Genomic DNA, 16,116 nt, shown 5'->3' with positions numbered 1-16,116 from the left:
TGTTTTATCCGATGAATTTTATCAATGCCCAAATACTGTCAGCTATTTGCTGATATCCCGCAGTAGCCGGGTGAATGGCATCATTAAGCACCGTTATTTGCTGGCTTGTATTCCGGGCGCTCAGGTTAATGGTGGTAGTAGGATAATTATTATCCGTATCCAGGTTAAGGTTGGCCGGGATCAGGTAGATACCTGCAGTTCGTTTTGCCGAGGTATCCAGGTGAGCGATAACAGCAGCACGCCATAGGGCAAAATTGCGCACGACGCGGTCTCGTTGCGTTCCTGAAGCAAACGTAGCCGCAAAGCCGTCTTGTGATCCAGCAGGGCCGAACGTCATCACATAACCGAACTTGCCACCAGGTACAGCGCTTTGAAAGCTTGCGATCATCTGATCGAGCTGAGCGAGGCAGCTCGTGATCATGGCATTAACGCTGGCATCATCCGTTGCAAACCTGAAATCGTTTATACCTAACTGGATAACAAACCAATCGCCTGAAGCCATGGTAAAGCCATTATTTGACAGGTAGTAGGAATAGTCGAAAAGGCCGGTTGCAGCTTTATAGTACGGGTTGGACGCGGCACTGCTTACAGATGAAAATGTGATCGTAGCATCGCCGGCGCTGCCATTGGTTTTAGTGAGCGTGCCTGACGCGGCTGGAGCAGTGCCCGACGCGAGCGTACAGATGATTGTGCCGGCACCACCGGTAAGGTTTACAGTTTGTACCAGGAATACCGCGCCGTTATTTGAATATAGGGCGCTTGCAATTGCCGGCGCGGTGGTTACGCCGGTCACGTTAAAAGTATAGTTGACAGTGCCGGCTCCTGAATATGATGCGAAAGTGTAACCTCCACGGCCTTCATGCTTTGTTGAACCGGCACCTAACGTCCCGATTTGAGTAAGCTTTAAAAGATTACCCGATGCATTTTGCAGGTTATTTAATTCTATTGTCTCCTGGTTAGAGGCAACGGTGCTATCACCCATTTCGTTTATTTTATGGGTTGCATTTCCATTTCCAACAGCTGCAATATTGACTGTTGTTGAAGCCGCCGTATAAAGCACGTTTCGGTAATAAACATTTACAGTCAGGACAAAAGAGCCCGATTCGGTAGTATCGGGGGTGTATCTCCAGAAATCAGCATATTGCCTGCCCTTGGCACAAACAATGTCGATGACGATATCGCGCATCGGCATATTGCAGTAGACAAGATTCTTAAGGTAAATATTCATTTCCTGCGTTTGCATGACATACAGCTGCGACTGCAGATTAATGAAACACTCGAATGCGTAAGCTGGTGTTGATGATGGTATAAGCCCTTTAATGTAGTTTTCAGTTGCTGTAGAGAATCCTCCCACAACCGAAACGTTCAATAGCTGCATCCAAAGACCTTTCACAACAGTATCGCTGGTTAAAGTAGCCGGCTCTGTTGTAAGATCTGTATGGGTTTCGAACAATCGTTTATTTGTACTCGTAGTGATTGTATTACCAAAGAAGCCACAGCGGCCATTGGTCAGGTATTCAACCCATAGCGGAACGTTGTTTGTGTTGGGAATAACAGCATCGAAAGTCAACGTAAGCACATTTATCACGCTATCGGTGGTGATGGTTAGCCCGGTGAACGTTTTAGTGACCAGTACCGTACCGCTGCTATTGTTTTCACGGATGATGATCTTGATACTGGTTACTGGGTTTCCGACATACCCACAGCCCATACCGAACTTGATGGCGTTAAAATTTTGCGCTGCCGGCAATTGAGATGCCCAGGAAGTAGAGGGCGACGATGTATTGAAATCAAGCACCGATCCGGACTGAGTGAGCTGCTCGGCCACGATGGTTGTTATGGTACGATCTGTCAGGGTCTTATCGGCCTGATCAATGTTTATTTTCAGCTTATCGCCGACAGCTGTTTTTGCATATAACACGGATCCATCGGGCAATGAGGGGATTGCCGAGGGCTTTACGTTGTATACCGGCGTACCCTGCTTGTAAAACTGGATCCAAAAACCAAAGAAGATACTTTCGGCACCCGCTGTTGCCGGCTCTGTATTGACATTGAGCGCCGCAGTGTAGGTAGCTTTATTTACCGTGCCGGTGATCACGTTCCCGTACCTTCCGCAACGCCCATTACAGCTAATCCCAATCCACAGCGGCACGTTATTGGTGTTTGGCACGTTGGCATCAAGTATAACATTGATGTTTTGCGCAGTGCCGGTAACAAAGCTGAGCCCGGTTACTGTTTTTGTAGATAGTACGCTGCCTGTGGTGTTGTTTTCGCGGATGACCACTTTAAGCGAGGTAATGGGATATGAAGCGTCATACTGGCGAATTTTGAACGTTATGTTATCAAAGTTTTGCACCGTTGGACCCTGGGTAGCCCACCCGCTGAAACTTGGCGCTTCAAATGAAAAAGCGCTGCCGGATTCGGTGAGTTGCTCAGCTATTTTATTGTTGGGCGTAGTGGCCGAAAATGCGGCATCCATCAGCGTTACTTTGCCGGCTATGTCGCCCGGCACAGCGGGAAGGGTAACCAGGTTGTATGATGCTGTCCAATAAGTTCCGTTAAAGTACAGTTTGCCGTTCATGATGCCCTGGCCGTCGGGCGGTGCAGGTATTACAATGGCAGCGTTTGAGGCATCTTTAAAATTGGTGTAGGTGCCTGCCGATGAAAATGAATATGATTTACCGGCAGCAACAGTACCGGGATTAGTTGAGGTTGTTGCAGCGCCCAAATCGCCCGAAGTTGCCGAAGCGGCCAGCGCGATAGATTCCTGCCGGTTAAAGGTTTCGCCCTGCGGGTAATACCGTTTATCTAACTCATCAAATGTTGCTCCTGTTGCCATTTTTAAATATCATTTATAGCCTGTTGTGAATTGTTAAGCGATGGTATGGCCAGCGCATAGCTATCCGCGGTGTGCAGATCTTCATCATACGCAAGCCTGTATTCGAGCACGGCGGCGCTAAAGCCGGTACCGTCTTTTCGGAAATCAAATTTTTTGGTGGTCATTACTACCGGGGTTAGCTTGTTGCCGAAAACACGGAAAACCTGTTTGCTGAGCTGCAACTCGACAATAGCGTCATATATCCCACCGGCGCTGATATAACCTGAGTTTATTTTATCATTTAAAACAGCTTTAATATTGCTGTTTTGATAATTGCCCGATTCGGGTAGCGTGGCAATATCCGGCTGAAAGGCCGTGAGATCAAATTCGGCATCCGAACTAAGCTCAGAACGGCCAAAAGTGCGCAGCGTTTTGAAGTTGCCGCAGCTATCGGCATATAAAAAATACCGTGTGTATTGCTCATAATTGCGGTCGACAATAAAGCGCTTTGGCTTTGACCGGCTTTCGTGACTTGTGCCGTTAACCAGTGTAACAATGTAAGAGGCTGCCCTATTCCCCGAAACACCATAGCCATTAAGGCCCAGTTGCTGATAACCACAGCCAACCGCTACTTTTTGCATGGATAAAACTGTGCCGCCGGTTAAGTATATGGTTTGTAAAGTATTATCCTGGTAGGTAATATCAACTTGAACCGCAAGTGTTTCGGTTGCGGACAGATTATTGACAAACGAAAGGAATTGAGCCTGATTGGTTTTTATAGAAAAATAGTCAACCGGCCATGTTTCCAGCCAGCATTGATAAGCATAAAGCGACGGATCAGGCAGCAGGTAAGTTTGCAGGTAATTCACCCTGTCGGCGATCTGTTGCAGGGCAAGATTGCTATAGCCTCCATAAACTACCGTGTGAAGCCCGGTTTTATTGAGTTTTTTAACCGAAGGGTCATCACCAAAAAACTGCGCATATTTTACATAGTACTGCCAGCAGCTTTTTGAGCATAACTGCCAGTAACTACCGGTTAACGACGGGCTGTCAAAACCCATAAATGAGTGCAGCGATTCGCTGATATCAAGCGTTGTAATGCCCGTTTTTGGCTCATCAAGAGAAACATTAGCATCGTAAACTTTTACGTCGCCACCGGATGGGTTATACTTCCATACCTCGATATGGTGCATGAAATTTGCCTTTTGTGAACCCGATGTACCGGGCGTTGCTACGGCCTGGTTTGCCGCCGGTGTAATATCATAATCGGTACTCGCCACTTTAGCGGTAAAAACAAGTTTCGGGTGAGCACCTGAAGTATTTACAGATACCTTAAAAGCCTGATCGATAAAATAATTCCCCTCAAAATAATCTACAAGCGAAGCCACATAAGCATTACTGCCATCGCCGGTTGGAAACTGATTGCCGCTTATGTCAGGTGTGGTGGCCGCAGTTAAACTGGCGCTGCCCGCATTCCATGAAAGGCCGATCTGTAAGCCATCGGTAACAGCACCCGGAAACTCAACCGTATTGACCGAAAACGCAGGCGCTGTGGTAAGGTAGTCGTCGCTCATAAGCTGCAAAACGATTGGATTTTTGCTGAATGCGATAACAGGAAGCGGCGAATACAGCGTAACGGACATTGGGACTGCTATTTATCAAGCCAATTTCCCGAATCGACCGTAAAACCGAAAGGACAGGTTATTGTGTAGCGGAAGGTATAACCGTAATGATTGCCCGCCATTGGGCCCACCGGGTCATATTGCACGTTATGGATCACGAAACGGGCACCGCCTGCAAGATTTGGATTGGCCGGGTTGCCTTTTAACTCGTTATGCATGCGGGCGCAAACCTGCAAACCGATGGCTAAACACTTATCCTGAACGCCTCGGATATCTTCCTGCTCGCGCGGATCTGCTTTATCCAGTATGGTAAACTGCCCGCTGATGGTTTGCAGATGACTTTGGGTACCATTATTGTCGCTAAAAGTGCCGTTCATGGAATCAAGCGCCATCATGGGCGTAGCTTTGGTTGCCCGGATCGCGTTATCTATCTCCTTTAAATCCATATCAACCGGGATAAAAAAGAAAGCGGTACGGCCATCAACCCCATGCCTGATTTGGTTGTGCTTTTGGGCAAGGCCTGTAAAGTAGGCTATATACTGGGCTTCGGTGATCATGGGTTATTGCGTTTAAATTCCTCTTCCTGTTCAATAAGGTTAACCAGGTGCAGAAGGAAGGTGTACAGGTTTGTTTTTTTGGTGCTGGCATGATCACCAAGCGGGCCGCCTGCCAGCGAAAGCGTAACATCGCCACGCTTTTTGCTTTTACCTTTATTACCCTCAAAAGCTTTTGAATGGGTTGAGGCGACGTAATTGCGGCAACCTTCGTAATTGAAAGCAATAGCCAGTTTAAACGCTTTGCTCAGTCGTTTGAATTTTTGCTGCCTTTTGGCAATGCCGGCATCGGTAACATCTTCGCGGATATCATCATCAATTATTCCGCTTCGTTTTGGTCGGTAAAGCACGGCACACAGGGCATTAAGGGTATCATTATCGCCGGTTTGTTTGAACTGCCAGTAAAGGGGTTCGCAAACGTTGAAAAACTCGTGAGCCGTGAGGTTTGCCAGCTTATCGGCAGGGCCGTGATAGCGTTTAAAAAACAGGCTGAAAGATTTAATCACCCAGCGGTTTAAGCGGTTTTCTTTGATCAGCATGCGCAGCGATGGCGCAATTTGAATGCGCTGCCAGGGCTTCATGTCCTTAAATATGCTCGGCTTGATGCCGTAAAATATCGGCACGGCCAGTTCCAGCTTTTCTTCGTCGGAGGTTTCCCGGTAGGCGTTGAACACCCATAACATTAGCTGGCGCGGCGTAACCTCATTCCATACCGATGGCGCGGTACAATCGATGCGTTTTTTGCGATGGGTGAATGATATGGCGTTCATGTTTATTGGCCGGGTTTTTGTTGCTTTTTAGTTATGATAGCTACCATCATTTTAACTATAGCGCTATGCGTTTGCGATCTTTTTGACATTGCAGATGCCGAAAACAGTGCTAATGCTTCTCGTGCTTAAGTTGCTCCACTTCGGTACTTAATAGCTGTACCTGGGCTTCCAGTGTTTTCAGGCGGATCTCGTTAACACGGGTTTGCGTTTCTTGGTTAGACCGTACATCCTGTATATCTCCCTTCAACTGGAAATATGTTGTCATAACCGATATCACGATACTGGCCGTGCTGGCAACCGTAACGATCATGTTTTTAATGGTAATTCCCCGGATTTCCCGGTGTTCAAAAGTGGTCATGGTTTATTCGGGTGTAATGGTTTTGGGCGGATCGCCGGTTACGTTAAAGTCTTTGGCGCACAATAAAGCCACGCCGGTAATAAGCTGCGGTACTGCCATTTGCCAGTTGATCTTATCACTCAGGAAGCTTTCAATAATTGGCGCGGCAATGGTGAGGATGCCGCCAACGGTAGTTTTCCAGTTGCGTACCAATGGTTTTGATTTTATTTTTTTCATATAAAGTAAATCCCCCTTTCATCATCATTGAGCTTACTGGCGGTTGATAGATCGGCCGCCACATAGCCCGCGAACAACAAAGCGTTATTGTTTAGCCATTTCGTGAGAGATGCCAGTTGCGACAGGCCTTTATTAAGCGTTACATTCATGATGCCCTGTAAGCGCTTCATATCGCCCTCGGTTGATACTTCTACATTTTCGATATTTCCCTTAAGGGTATCGGTTACCAGTCCTGAACTATCAAAGTTTACCAGGCGGTAAGGGATGGCCTCGGCAATGGTGAGCAAGGCCGTTGATTTGGCGATGCGTTGCAGCAATTGCTTTTGATCTGTAGTAGTACTGCCGGCAAGTACAGCGGCGCGCAAAGCCGAGCTGAGGGTATCGCCCAACAGGTTATCAATATAATTTTGCTCAACGGTTTGGATCACCGAGCGCAGGCGGTAAAACAACTCAGCGTTGCCATTAATATCAAAGCCCTGCGAAAACTCTTCGGTAGTGTTGGTATACAGGCTGCGGTTTTTGAGGTGGGCGGCATCGGCGGTGTAAGCGCCGAAGTCGGCCTGGTTAAGTTCAAGATAGGTTACAGCAGCTTCCAGCGCCCGGAAACCATCGGCACGGCTTTGGGTGCGCAGCTGGTACGTTTTTTTATCGGAGGCCGGCAGGTAGTTGCTATCTTTTTTAACGATGATCCCGGTTTCATTGATCCTAACGCTGCCGAACGCCACATAGTAATGAATGGCGAAGTTGGCAACCGCTTTTTGCAGCATGGTAAGCGCACGGGTTTCTTTATCGGTAAGCCCGGTTTCGCGCAAGCGGTCGTGCAATCCATAGCCGATGGCGGGGATAACGTGATTGGTTTCGGCATCATCCACAAACGACTGGATGGCATCGAAGTACAGGTCGGTATCTACCGCACCCATCACGCTTTTTAATTCGCTGGTGCTGTTGATGAGTCTTTGGCTGGCCATTGTTGTTGAACTGATGTTGAAACCTTGCGTGATGTATCAAGTGCCTGCGGTGCGGCCTCAATTGTTTTGATAAAAAAGAACGGGTGGCGCTCATAGTAACCATTGTACCGGCAGGCGAAGTAAACCGGCTCATCAACTACCTGGCGTTGCGGCCCGAGCAGGGCAACGTACATATTAAAGGCAATGAGCTTATCAGATCCGCCGCCCGCGTTAAGATTGCGACCGGGGCCCTGCCCTACCAAAGTACCATCCAGCCCGAGCGCGCGCAAAAGGTGGGCGCTTGCTTCCTGTGAATCTTCGATGTATGCGCCGTCCTTTAGCTTATCTTCGATAACCTCAATGTCCCAGCCTGGCAACTTTTCGCCATTAACATCGTAACCTACTTCATTAAGGATTGATTTGCCGGCATTTTCTACGCCGGTAAGTTTTTTATTGATGAGGTCGAGCGTTTCGCGCTTCTTAGCGGTTTTTTCTTCCTGCGTATAGGTTTCCCAATCGGGATATACAGCAGGCCAGTAATTAGTGGGAATACGAACCAAATATTTAATATTCATTTGGTTATTCATGATAGCCTCTTTAAACACCGGAATTTTGGAAGCGAGCGCAAGCCACCCCGAAGTACGGATGCCATCCCATGGCGCAAGCTGGTAATATGCTTTGCCTGGTGATGGGTATGAAACGGGATACACGAAGCGCTTAACAGCCTTGTTATTTTGCAGGTTTTCGATCAGGTTCCAGTCGTAAATATTTACAACAGGTAACTCCATACCGTAAGGCCCATTTTTATCGTAGATGCCATTGCCCCAGGTTGAGGCCAAAGCCATTTTATTGATGATCCCGTTCGCGTCTGATTTGTACCAACGGCACCAACTGGCATCGTGGGTACCGATGTAAACAATTTTATCGCCCTCTTCATTTTTGATGAGGTCGGGAAAGATATTCCAAAACCAGTAAAAATCTGTATAGGCTTCCCGGTAATAGCGTTTGAGGTTTTCCGAAAGGAAAAACGCCATGATATCGGGGTCGGTGATGGGCTGTTCATCCCATGCCTTTGTTTCCGCGTTATATACCCTCTCATATGGCAGCACCAAAGCACCCTGGGCGGCACGTGCTTTCCAGTCGAGCAGCGCAGGGAGTTCGGTACTTTTCTCGGCAAGGGCAATGATGTCCTGTGGGAACATGTTGTTATCCCCCCAGTATGCTACATCCTGAACATTAAGCAGGCTGAATATTTGCGGCGAGGTGGCAGCAACAGCCGGAGTATTTGATGACGGTGTCCGCTTTCCAACCCGAGCGGTTGAGCCAGTATAAACCGCCGCGCCTACCGATGGCAAATAGGCAACTTCTTCGCTGAATAGTATTTCTGTTCTGTTGGCCATTATAATACTACCCTCATATTGTTGAACTCTTCAACCAGCAAGGGGTGAAACTTGCGGATCTCGTTATTATAGATTGATCGGAAATTACGAGTGTAGTTTTGGAAGTGGTTAGGGTTGCGCTGAGTACTGTCGCTACTAACGCCGCCAACGATAACCACGTTTTTAACCGTGATACGTTTTCCGCCAGTACCTTTCTTCAGGTTGCAGTCGATGAAACGGAAGTTACAGGGGATTGGCAGGCCGTCTTCGCCTTTCAAATCCATAACAGCAAGCATTTCCTGTACCCGAATTAATTCCATAGTACAAAAGTTCTTATTGTATACACGGAAATAAAGGACAGCGAAAAGCAACACAGTTAATTGCAGTGATTTTTGATGTAATTTTTTGACTGCGTTTGACTTAGCAAGTAAAAAGGCTTTTTTGAGTTACATTTTCGCGCGATTGAGCACGGCACACACTATCCCTCGATGGAAAGAAAATGCTAAAAAAATGCGATATCATCCCCGCTCCTACATCAGCAGGTCTGTGACGGGCATTGAGTAGCCTACCTGGTGCTTAAACTTACCTATGTACAGCGTATCAAAGGCATCTGTGAAGTGTGTAGCCTCTTCAGGAGGCACGGTGTGTATCCTGCTTTCATCACGCTTATCTTTTTCGAAGCCCTTGTTACCCTGGCGCACTGCCGCACGCTGAAGCGCGATGAGCAGTTGAGCACAGTTGCTTTTGTTGAAGCGCACCCTTACCACGCGCCTATCATCTTCCTTAAGCACAGCTCCCCACATGCGGTACCTGGTATCATGCTTAGGCTGTTGGCCGATGTATAACATGTTTACTTTCCATCCTTTAGCGGTGAATGCACGGTTAATCATATCGGCATAGCTGAATACCCGGCTGCTATCGGTACCAACAAAGGTGTGATCATAATACAGGTTAAGTACTTTGGTTGGGTGGAAACGGTAGTATGCAATAACCTTTTGACATAGTTCCTCTAACCGCTCCTCATCCTTAACGTAGAACGCATTAAGCACACGATACTCTTTAGTATGTTCCTGCCCGATGGTGCAACAGTTGAAGTAACCGTTACAATCAAAGGCTATATCAAGCGGCTTAGTCTTGTTTACATCGGCATCGAAACGGCTGTCCGGGGCAAAGTCAGGCTGCCTGGTTAGGATGATGTTGTTATCGATAAATCCATAATCATAGGCATCGTAGGTGTGGCGATCGAGGTCGAGCTGAGGATAAAAGCCTTTTTCTACCTGAATGATGCGCTTATTAAGGATTGCCCTTTCGTAAACGGCGGGTTTCATTTCGCGTTTCCATTGACGGAATTGCTCTTCACCCAGCACCTCGATATTATCCAGGCTGGTAGCTTCGCTGTAAAATACAGTTCCTTTTCGCAGCTCATTCAATACCGTAGCATAATCACGCATTTTGCGGGCGAGGTATTGGCGGCGAGGTTGTGATGTTCGCGGATGGCCGAACTCCAACTCCAAATTATTGTACGCCAGCTGTATGTTAATGATCTGCGTTATGGCAGATCTGTTCATTTCCTTTTCCTTATCGAGTATCCACTTGCCCGACTGATCGGCAGGCATATCCGTACAAAAGGTTACCTGGTGATGGCAGGCCAAATGGCCGAATATTTCCCGGTTACCGCGGTTGGTTGGCGCAATGTCATCCAGGTAGCGCGTGTAGTTAAGGAAGCGGGCTTCGTCTCCATCAATAGCATCTACGGTTTTACCATTGGCAAGGCCCGGCCTGTCGAGGCTCATTAAATGGCGTACATGGCCGTTCCACCAAAAAATGCTGTGCTCGGGTGATCGAGGGTGATAAATTGCGCGTGGGATCTTCAGGTTTTTAGGCGGAAACTGGAAAGCCCAGTAATGAACGCCCGGCATGTACCCGTACTGCTGCCATGCCTTTTCAAGCGGAGGCAAGGTACGGGTGAGCGCTTGCATGTACGTTGCTGATACCATGCCGGTAGCGCCTTTGGGCATTGCGTTTTGGCTTTTTATTGATCGCCTGGCAATTGGGCCCTCAGTTTTGCCTGTACCACGGGCCCAAACATGGTAATGTTCATGCGCATCAACCAAATCGGCAATGCGCTGCGGTTTGTTGAGCCATATTTTACGCGCTTCACTCACCATCGGGCATGACCTCCGCGTCTTCGGCTTCCGAATCAATGAACCCGGCCCGCTTTTCGTTAAGTATCCGGGCAACTACCTCATCCGGGTTATCAATCTTTTCGAAGCCCAATTCCGTCGGATCGGCGACAATGGTAAATGTCGGAGGCACAAACTCGCTATAATCGGGCACATCTACACGCTGTTCGTGCAGACCTTTAATTTTGTTCAGCTCTTTAAAAAACTTACTTGCCGCATCAAAATCACCCGCCTCAAATGCGCTATGCATCATGTTTTCGCCCCATTCGATCATCACGCCGCGTGAGTACTCTACATCTTCGCGACCTTCACAGCTTAAAAAGAAGCGTTTGGCATTGCGGATATCTTCATAAGCAGTACGGGCAGATACACGGTATTCCTGCCTGATCCATTCAACCAGGCCGCTAAAGTTGAACCGTTTGCGCACCTGCTTAATAGTTCCATCAGCATCGGCGGCCGAAACTATCTCCCCCTGCCTGATGAGCACATCAACCTTTTGCCAGCGGATGAGCATCCCGGCAAGCTGCGCAGGTAAGTCGGCGGTTTTATGATCCAGCCAGGCGCGCAGGATGATATCATAAGGTGTATCGCCCTTCACATCGCTCGATTTGATCATCTTGCCCAAACTCATTTCTTCCGCTTATTGGCAACCAGTTCGGCAAGGCGGGTTTGGCTGTTGGTGAGTAATTGCTGTGTTTGCTCGCGGTTACGGCATGATGGCGAAGCCAAGCGCGCTTTCGCCTTGCTGATGGTTTGCCTGAGCAATTGCATTTCCTTTTTTGGTTCGAGGGTTTCTTTGGGTTTTACCTCATCATCCGGGAAGCATTGGTGCTCCTGGTAATAATCAATAGCGGCCCATGTTTCGGTAATTTGTTGATGAGTCGTGAGGATTTTTGCAGCGCACTGCCGAAGTTCCTCGCCCTCGGGCAGGTAATGCTTTTGCTCCATGAGCATGCCCAGCAATTGGTACAGCTTTTGTTTTTTATTAGTAAGCTGAAGGTACTTTTTAGCCTGCTCAGGCTTCGGTTGCGCGGATGGTTTTTTAACCGGCTCAGTGGTGGGTAATGGCTGGCTTTCGGCTTTCGGCGTTACGCTTTCAGCTAACCTAACCAGTTCCTCGCGCAGCTTAGTAACATTATAGGCGTTAGCGCCTCCGAGTTTAAATTTTTGCTTTAAAAACGCATTGCTGCCGTGCTGCTCATAAAGCCGCACACCATCATCATAAGTGCCGTTTTGTAACCAGTTGGCTATTGCCTGCATGGTACAAAACACCCTTATTTATGCGCTGTAAAAAAGGACAGGGAAAGAAAAAGCCCGGTTTTGGCCGGGCTTGATAGTTAGTTGATGCATGAATTAATTAATGCGTATGTTTATAGTTAGCTAATTCGCAAAGCAATTTTGCATCACTATAAAACATCGCGTTATTATTAAGTATTTCCCCTTTTTTATTAACAACATACCATCGGCACTGAATTCCATCATCCTCTAAAAATCTATCTGTAATGCTGTACTCTTCCGTGTTTTCAATTTCGGTTACTTTCAAAGTAACAGTAACACCATTCGGTAATATAGCCATAAAATAAGTTTTAAATAAAGGTTAAACCTACGCAACAATTTTCAAATTATCATTCATTTTGGCTATCTGCGTTAGCAGGCGGATGAGGTTATAAAAGTTTTGCCACTCATCGGGGCTAAAATAGCCGTCGCGCTTTTGGTGCTCCACCATCAGCTCGGTTATGTAATCAATGGTTAGTAAGGGATCGGCCATCTGCCTGAACCTCATTACTTCGTTCCATAGCAAATCTGTTGCTATTTCTTCCTGTGTTTGTTTTTTCGTGGTTCGCATAATTCAAAAAAACTAATTATAGCCCAGGTCACTGCGAACCACGCCGGAGACCGGAAAAGTACAGCACTTGCAACTGCTTGCCTGGGTATATTGTTAATAAAATGTTTTGCTGGATTTCTCCAACGTGATTCGCATTACAAACGTGCGAAACATTATTGATATTAACAAGAACAAAAATAGCCGGGCTATGCCGGCTACGCAATACTATAAAAGTGGGATATTAATAGGTTACACTTTTGTGAGTAGTATCTTGCTGATATTTGATAAAAGGTGGATTGTGAATTATACTATCTCCCTTAAAGTCAAGCCAAAAATCATTATCCATAGAAAAACTATCATCGCGCCCTAACTTGCTTACTATAAACGAGTATGGTGTTTTCTGCTTAAAATTATACTTTATAAAAACAGTATCACCTTTTTTTAAGTCGGCCCATCCCGGTATGTTTTTAACAATTTTTAAATCTTCAAACAAAACCACCTCATTAAAATATCCAGGTAAATCGTCTGTTAAAATAATCTTAACAGTGGTAGAATCAACGTACAAAAGCTTATGCTTTATCGGTATCGACTGTTTTTGACAAGAAAACATTAAAGTCAAAGCTGCTGAAACCAAAATGTAAATTTTTTTCATGTTTATTTATTAAATATGCTTGAATCCCGGTCATTAACGTCCTTCAGAGGTCTGTTACAGACACCGCAGCTACCGCCGTTTTTAGCGCAATGCTTACAATATTTGCAGTTTTTACAAGCGTGGCAGTGAATAGCCCCACGACACACCGGCCAATGCTTCTTTCGGGTTTGCCCATCGGTAAAAAAGGAAATCAGCAGGCAAAAAAAGATAAGGCTAAATCTCATGATCAGGTTTATTTCCCTAAACCTACACAAAATCTCACAAAAACAAAAAACCCGGCCTCGCGCCGGGTCTCCCCTAATTAACAATCTAATTATAAACAAAGAAAACTATTACACTTTTTGCAGCCATGGCAGGCCATCGGTTACCAGTTTTTCGGCTTGCTCTTCGGTTAATGTCCTGAAGTCAATATCACCGATGCTGGTATTCAATACAATGGGGCAGTGTGTGCCTACCACTTTGAATTTACCCTCCAGCGCGGGGTTAAGGTGCTCGTTTTCGGGCTGATCGGCGGCGCCTTGCACCCCTGAATCGTTTTTACCTTGCTTTGCCATGGTTTATGCGCCAGTTACGGGCAGTGTGCCGGTATAGTAAAAGAACGGCTGCGGATTGTGCGCCTCAATGGTAAATGTAACACCTGGTTCGCCTGTTGGGCCCTTACCAAACTTAACCGAACCGGTCATTATTTTGGCAGGTAAAAACTTGCTGCCAACCTGGTAAAAGTTTGTGGTATCGCCAGGCCTGCGCATCAATAGCACCAATCTTGAATTTTTAAGCGAGCTGAAACCGCCAACATTATCAATAGTTGGCTGGGCCATAAATATGGTAACCTTAGGGTTAAACATATGGCTATACACTTCGCCCTCCATTGCAGCCTCAAAATCGCTTTTCTCGTAGATGGTTTCTACAGGGATAGGCGCTTTGCCTGTTTTCATCACGTGCGTGGCACTGATGGTTAATATGCTGGCTGCAGTGGTGCCAATGGTCGCCTCCTGAAGCGTTAGAATATCGCCATAGCGTAACAAGTACGCGAGTTCGGCAACGCCGGCCGCGTTTTCGGCACCGTCATCATGACTTAGGCCGGTTAATACTACTCCTGAATAGGTTCCCATGGTTTATTTTCCTTTCTTGTTTGCTTCAAGCAGGGTAACTGCGTGCGAGCCTTTTTTTAACAATTCGGTTATTTTTTCGTGGTTGTCAAGCAATTCATCTTTGCTAACGCCATCAGCGCCAAAATGAACCTCAACCTTGCCGATGTTTTTCACTACAGTCGTGAAATCCTTGGGGGCCGCGCCGATAGCCACACTTGCTTTTTCAATAGCGTCGTTGGCAATTTCTTCGGCTTGCTTTTGCGCTGATAATGCCGCATCGCGCTCACCCTCAACCTGCGTAATATAGGCCTGCGCATCTTCGAGGGTTTTGATATTTTCCTTTTTCATTTTAAAAATGTTACAGCTTTACTGAAAGTGTTAAAAAAGGGGTTTTACCCCCTTTCTGTTAATTTTGATCGTTAATGCACAGTATTTCCGGATCCTGAAAGTTGAAGCCCAACACGCCCGACATACCCATTTTAATGCTATAAACATCAGGTATTACGTTAACAATGTTATTATCGCTTAACAAATCGGTACCCATCAACAGGTTTTCTTTCGGTGTAGCAATGATCATATTACTGCCACGCTGCCATGTGGTTGGCACCAATTGTGCTTTTTTATTAGTATTGGCGAGGAACATGTTACCGCTTGCGTCAGTTTCTGTGTATTTGGCGGTGGTACTCAAAAAGTCATCCTGTAAAAATTCCATGATGGTATTACCCAGGTAAATTTGAGCGCCACGAGCTTTAACAGCATCAGGTAAAGCCCTGAAAACAGAAGTTACTTGTTTGTATGGATTGCTGCTTCCAGTTACAGCACCTGTTGATACGACGTTGGCGGCGGGTATAACGCTGGTATCTCGCGCCGTTTTGATACGCGTACCCAAACCAATTGTTACAGCCAATGCGTTTGAATCTACCCATTTAGCAGGTGTTGTAGCGGGTGATTCACCGGCAGAAGTTGAGGCAACTGCGGTAAAATACTGCGTTTTCTGACCAACTGTAAATTTGATCTTGGCCCCAACACTATAAGCCGTACCAGCATTAAATGCAGCAAAAGCGGCCGATCCAACGCCAAAAAATGCAGTTTTATCGTTTATGTCGGCAGCAAGCGATTGCAGCACTTTGTCATAAGTATACTGCTGAAAAGGGATTACGTTGTTAAGTGTGTTTTCGCCTGATGGCCTGAAATCGCTAAGATAGGTAGTGCGATATTTACGCGGATCGATGATTAAATCGCGCTGCCATTGGTCAACATCCAAATATTGAGGCTGATATCCGATATCATCTCCTTTAGGCTGAAATGTACCACTATAAGGCTCAAAGCCATTGCGGATAAGCAGTTTGGTTAACACCATCCTATTTTTAACGTTTGGCACCAGGGTAATATCATTAGCTATATCGAGCATGTTGTAAAACTTGCTGAATAGCTGGTTTCTTACCTTTCCAAAGAAGTTTGCTATTAACGTAGTATCGGGCGATATGGTATCAAATGCAACGCCTGTGGGCCGTTGTACGCTGCCCAGTATAACCAAAGCAGCGAACATGCCAAAAACAGGCACGCCGGTATAATGAGCACCGATTAATGACATAAGTGCTATGATCATAAGGCTAACAATTAACCCTAAAACCGATTGTGATTTTTTCATTTTATTGGAGTTTAGTAATAATTTTTTTAAAAGCTGAGAAAACTCAGTTT

The 16,116-nt window shown here is 46.4% G+C and carries 19 protein-coding genes; all 19 read right to left on the bottom strand.

Annotated elements, in window-relative coordinates; translation table 11 throughout:
• Positions 1–4: 4 nt before the first annotated feature.
• The 19 genes from BMX50_RS01940 to BMX50_RS01845 all read right to left on the bottom strand — a co-directional run bounded on the left by BMX50_RS01940 (position 5) and on the right by BMX50_RS01845 (position 16,066).
• Complete coding sequence (locus tag BMX50_RS01940; RefSeq protein ID WP_091206897.1) at positions 5–2,839, bottom strand: SGNH/GDSL hydrolase family protein; 2,835 nt, start codon at positions 2,837–2,839, stop codon at positions 5–7.
• A gap of 2 nt (positions 2,840–2,841) precedes the next feature.
• Entirely contained in the window at positions 2,842–4,461 is a 1,620-nt protein-coding gene (locus tag BMX50_RS01935) for a hypothetical protein (protein WP_091206894.1), read from the bottom strand.
• 8 nt (positions 4,462–4,469) lie between these two features.
• Positions 4,470–4,997, bottom strand: a complete 528-nt coding sequence (locus tag BMX50_RS01930) for a hypothetical protein (RefSeq protein ID WP_091206892.1) — start codon at positions 4,995–4,997, stop codon at positions 4,470–4,472.
• Positions 4,994–5,764, bottom strand: coding sequence for a hypothetical protein (locus BMX50_RS01925; protein ID WP_091206889.1), 771 nt, complete (start codon positions 5,762–5,764; stop codon positions 4,994–4,996). Before BMX50_RS01925 ends, BMX50_RS01930 begins: the two co-directional genes overlap by 4 nt.
• Before the next feature lie 109 nt (positions 5,765–5,873).
• Entirely contained in the window at positions 5,874–6,122 is a 249-nt protein-coding gene (locus BMX50_RS01920; protein ID WP_091206887.1) for a hypothetical protein, read from the bottom strand.
• Positions 6,123–6,125: 3 nt separating this feature from the next.
• Entirely contained in the window at positions 6,126–6,338 is a 213-nt protein-coding gene (locus tag BMX50_RS01915) for a hypothetical protein (protein WP_091206884.1), read from the bottom strand.
• On the bottom strand, positions 6,335–7,306 hold the full coding sequence (locus BMX50_RS01910; RefSeq protein WP_091206881.1) for a DUF6712 family protein: 972 nt from the start codon (positions 7,304–7,306) through the stop codon (positions 6,335–6,337). The genes BMX50_RS01915 and BMX50_RS01910 overlap by 4 nt, the downstream gene beginning before the upstream one ends.
• Entirely contained in the window at positions 7,267–8,685 is a 1,419-nt protein-coding gene (locus BMX50_RS01905) for a hypothetical protein (RefSeq protein WP_091206878.1), read from the bottom strand. The genes BMX50_RS01910 and BMX50_RS01905 overlap by 40 nt, the downstream gene beginning before the upstream one ends.
• Positions 8,685–8,984, bottom strand: a complete 300-nt coding sequence (locus BMX50_RS01900; protein WP_244280810.1) for a hypothetical protein — start codon at positions 8,982–8,984, stop codon at positions 8,685–8,687. Before BMX50_RS01900 ends, BMX50_RS01905 begins: the two co-directional genes overlap by 1 nt.
• A gap of 210 nt (positions 8,985–9,194) precedes the next feature.
• Positions 9,195–10,832, bottom strand: coding sequence for a hypothetical protein (locus BMX50_RS01895; protein ID WP_091206875.1), 1,638 nt, complete (start codon positions 10,830–10,832; stop codon positions 9,195–9,197).
• The gene (locus BMX50_RS01890; RefSeq protein ID WP_091206871.1) at positions 10,822–11,478 is read right to left on the bottom strand and encodes a hypothetical protein; all 657 of its coding nucleotides are present in this window, start codon (positions 11,476–11,478) and stop codon (positions 10,822–10,824) included. Before BMX50_RS01890 ends, BMX50_RS01895 begins: the two co-directional genes overlap by 11 nt.
• Positions 11,475–12,107 carry a hypothetical protein gene (locus BMX50_RS01885; protein ID WP_091206868.1) on the bottom strand — a complete coding sequence of 211 codons (633 nt, stop codon included), beginning with the start codon at positions 12,105–12,107 and terminating at the stop codon, positions 11,475–11,477. Before BMX50_RS01885 ends, BMX50_RS01890 begins: the two co-directional genes overlap by 4 nt.
• 97 nt (positions 12,108–12,204) lie before the next feature.
• Positions 12,205–12,423: a hypothetical protein gene (locus BMX50_RS01880; protein WP_091206865.1), complete on the bottom strand. Its 219-nt coding sequence runs from the start codon at positions 12,421–12,423 to the stop codon at positions 12,205–12,207.
• A 27-nt stretch (positions 12,424–12,450) separates the two neighbouring features.
• Positions 12,451–12,693, bottom strand: coding sequence for a hypothetical protein (locus BMX50_RS01875; RefSeq protein WP_091206863.1), 243 nt, complete (start codon positions 12,691–12,693; stop codon positions 12,451–12,453).
• A 220-nt stretch (positions 12,694–12,913) separates the two neighbouring features.
• A complete protein-coding gene (locus BMX50_RS01870) occupies positions 12,914–13,324 on the bottom strand; it encodes a hypothetical protein (protein ID WP_091206860.1) in 411 nt (136 codons plus the stop codon).
• Positions 13,325–13,656: 332 nt separating this feature from the next.
• Complete coding sequence (locus BMX50_RS01860; RefSeq protein WP_091206854.1) at positions 13,657–13,878, bottom strand: hypothetical protein; 222 nt, start codon at positions 13,876–13,878, stop codon at positions 13,657–13,659.
• A gap of 3 nt (positions 13,879–13,881) precedes the next feature.
• Positions 13,882–14,436, bottom strand: a complete 555-nt coding sequence (locus tag BMX50_RS01855) for a hypothetical protein (protein WP_091206851.1) — start codon at positions 14,434–14,436, stop codon at positions 13,882–13,884.
• Positions 14,437–14,439: 3 nt separating this feature from the next.
• Complete coding sequence (locus BMX50_RS01850; protein WP_091206849.1) at positions 14,440–14,763, bottom strand: hypothetical protein; 324 nt, start codon at positions 14,761–14,763, stop codon at positions 14,440–14,442.
• Between the two features lie 58 nt (positions 14,764–14,821).
• On the bottom strand, positions 14,822–16,066 hold the full coding sequence (locus BMX50_RS01845) for a hypothetical protein (RefSeq protein WP_091206846.1): 1,245 nt from the start codon (positions 16,064–16,066) through the stop codon (positions 14,822–14,824).
• Between the last annotated feature and the right edge of the window lie 50 nt (positions 16,067–16,116).

Source organism: Mucilaginibacter gossypiicola (assembly GCF_900110105.1).
Taxonomy (GTDB): domain Bacteria; phylum Bacteroidota; class Bacteroidia; order Sphingobacteriales; family Sphingobacteriaceae; genus Mucilaginibacter; species Mucilaginibacter gossypiicola.
Note: the sequence above shows the minus strand (reverse complement) of the source record. Positions and strands in the feature narration are given on the sequence as shown.

Bases quoted from the DNA above. Each gene is read 5' to 3' on its own strand.
- BMX50_RS01925 (WP_091206889.1), bottom strand. From the start codon at position 5,764: ATGAACGCCATATCATTCACCCATCGCAAAAAACGCATCGATTGTACC.
- BMX50_RS01920 (WP_091206887.1), bottom strand. From the start codon at position 6,122: ATGACCACTTTTGAACACCGGGAAATCCGGGGAATTACCATTAAAAAC.
- BMX50_RS01940 (WP_091206897.1), bottom strand. From the start codon at position 2,839: ATGGCAACAGGAGCAACATTTGATGAGTTAGATAAACGGTATTACCCG.
- BMX50_RS01885 (WP_091206868.1), bottom strand. From the start codon at position 12,107: ATGCAGGCAATAGCCAACTGGTTACAAAACGGCACTTATGATGATGGT.
- BMX50_RS01845 (WP_091206846.1), bottom strand. From the start codon at position 16,066: ATGAAAAAATCACAATCGGTTTTAGGGTTAATTGTTAGCCTTATGATC.
- BMX50_RS01900 (WP_244280810.1), bottom strand. From the start codon at position 8,984: ATGGAATTAATTCGGGTACAGGAAATGCTTGCTGTTATGGATTTGAAA.
- BMX50_RS01870 (WP_091206860.1), bottom strand. From the start codon at position 13,324: ATGAAAAAAATTTACATTTTGGTTTCAGCAGCTTTGACTTTAATGTTT.
- BMX50_RS01910 (WP_091206881.1), bottom strand. From the start codon at position 7,306: ATGGCCAGCCAAAGACTCATCAACAGCACCAGCGAATTAAAAAGCGTG.
- BMX50_RS01850 (WP_091206849.1), bottom strand. From the start codon at position 14,763: ATGAAAAAGGAAAATATCAAAACCCTCGAAGATGCGCAGGCCTATATT.
- BMX50_RS01855 (WP_091206851.1), bottom strand. From the start codon at position 14,436: ATGGGAACCTATTCAGGAGTAGTATTAACCGGCCTAAGTCATGATGAC.
- BMX50_RS01905 (WP_091206878.1), bottom strand. From the start codon at position 8,685: ATGGCCAACAGAACAGAAATACTATTCAGCGAAGAAGTTGCCTATTTG.
- BMX50_RS01935 (WP_091206894.1), bottom strand. From the start codon at position 4,461: ATGTCCGTTACGCTGTATTCGCCGCTTCCTGTTATCGCATTCAGCAAA.
- BMX50_RS01880 (WP_091206865.1), bottom strand. From the start codon at position 12,423: ATGGCTATATTACCGAATGGTGTTACTGTTACTTTGAAAGTAACCGAA.
- BMX50_RS01930 (WP_091206892.1), bottom strand. From the start codon at position 4,997: ATGATCACCGAAGCCCAGTATATAGCCTACTTTACAGGCCTTGCCCAA.
- BMX50_RS01860 (WP_091206854.1), bottom strand. From the start codon at position 13,878: ATGGCAAAGCAAGGTAAAAACGATTCAGGGGTGCAAGGCGCCGCCGAT.
- BMX50_RS01915 (WP_091206884.1), bottom strand. From the start codon at position 6,338: ATGAAAAAAATAAAATCAAAACCATTGGTACGCAACTGGAAAACTACC.
- BMX50_RS01895 (WP_091206875.1), bottom strand. From the start codon at position 10,832: ATGGTGAGTGAAGCGCGTAAAATATGGCTCAACAAACCGCAGCGCATT.
- BMX50_RS01875 (WP_091206863.1), bottom strand. From the start codon at position 12,693: ATGCGAACCACGAAAAAACAAACACAGGAAGAAATAGCAACAGATTTG.
- BMX50_RS01890 (WP_091206871.1), bottom strand. From the start codon at position 11,478: ATGAGTTTGGGCAAGATGATCAAATCGAGCGATGTGAAGGGCGATACA.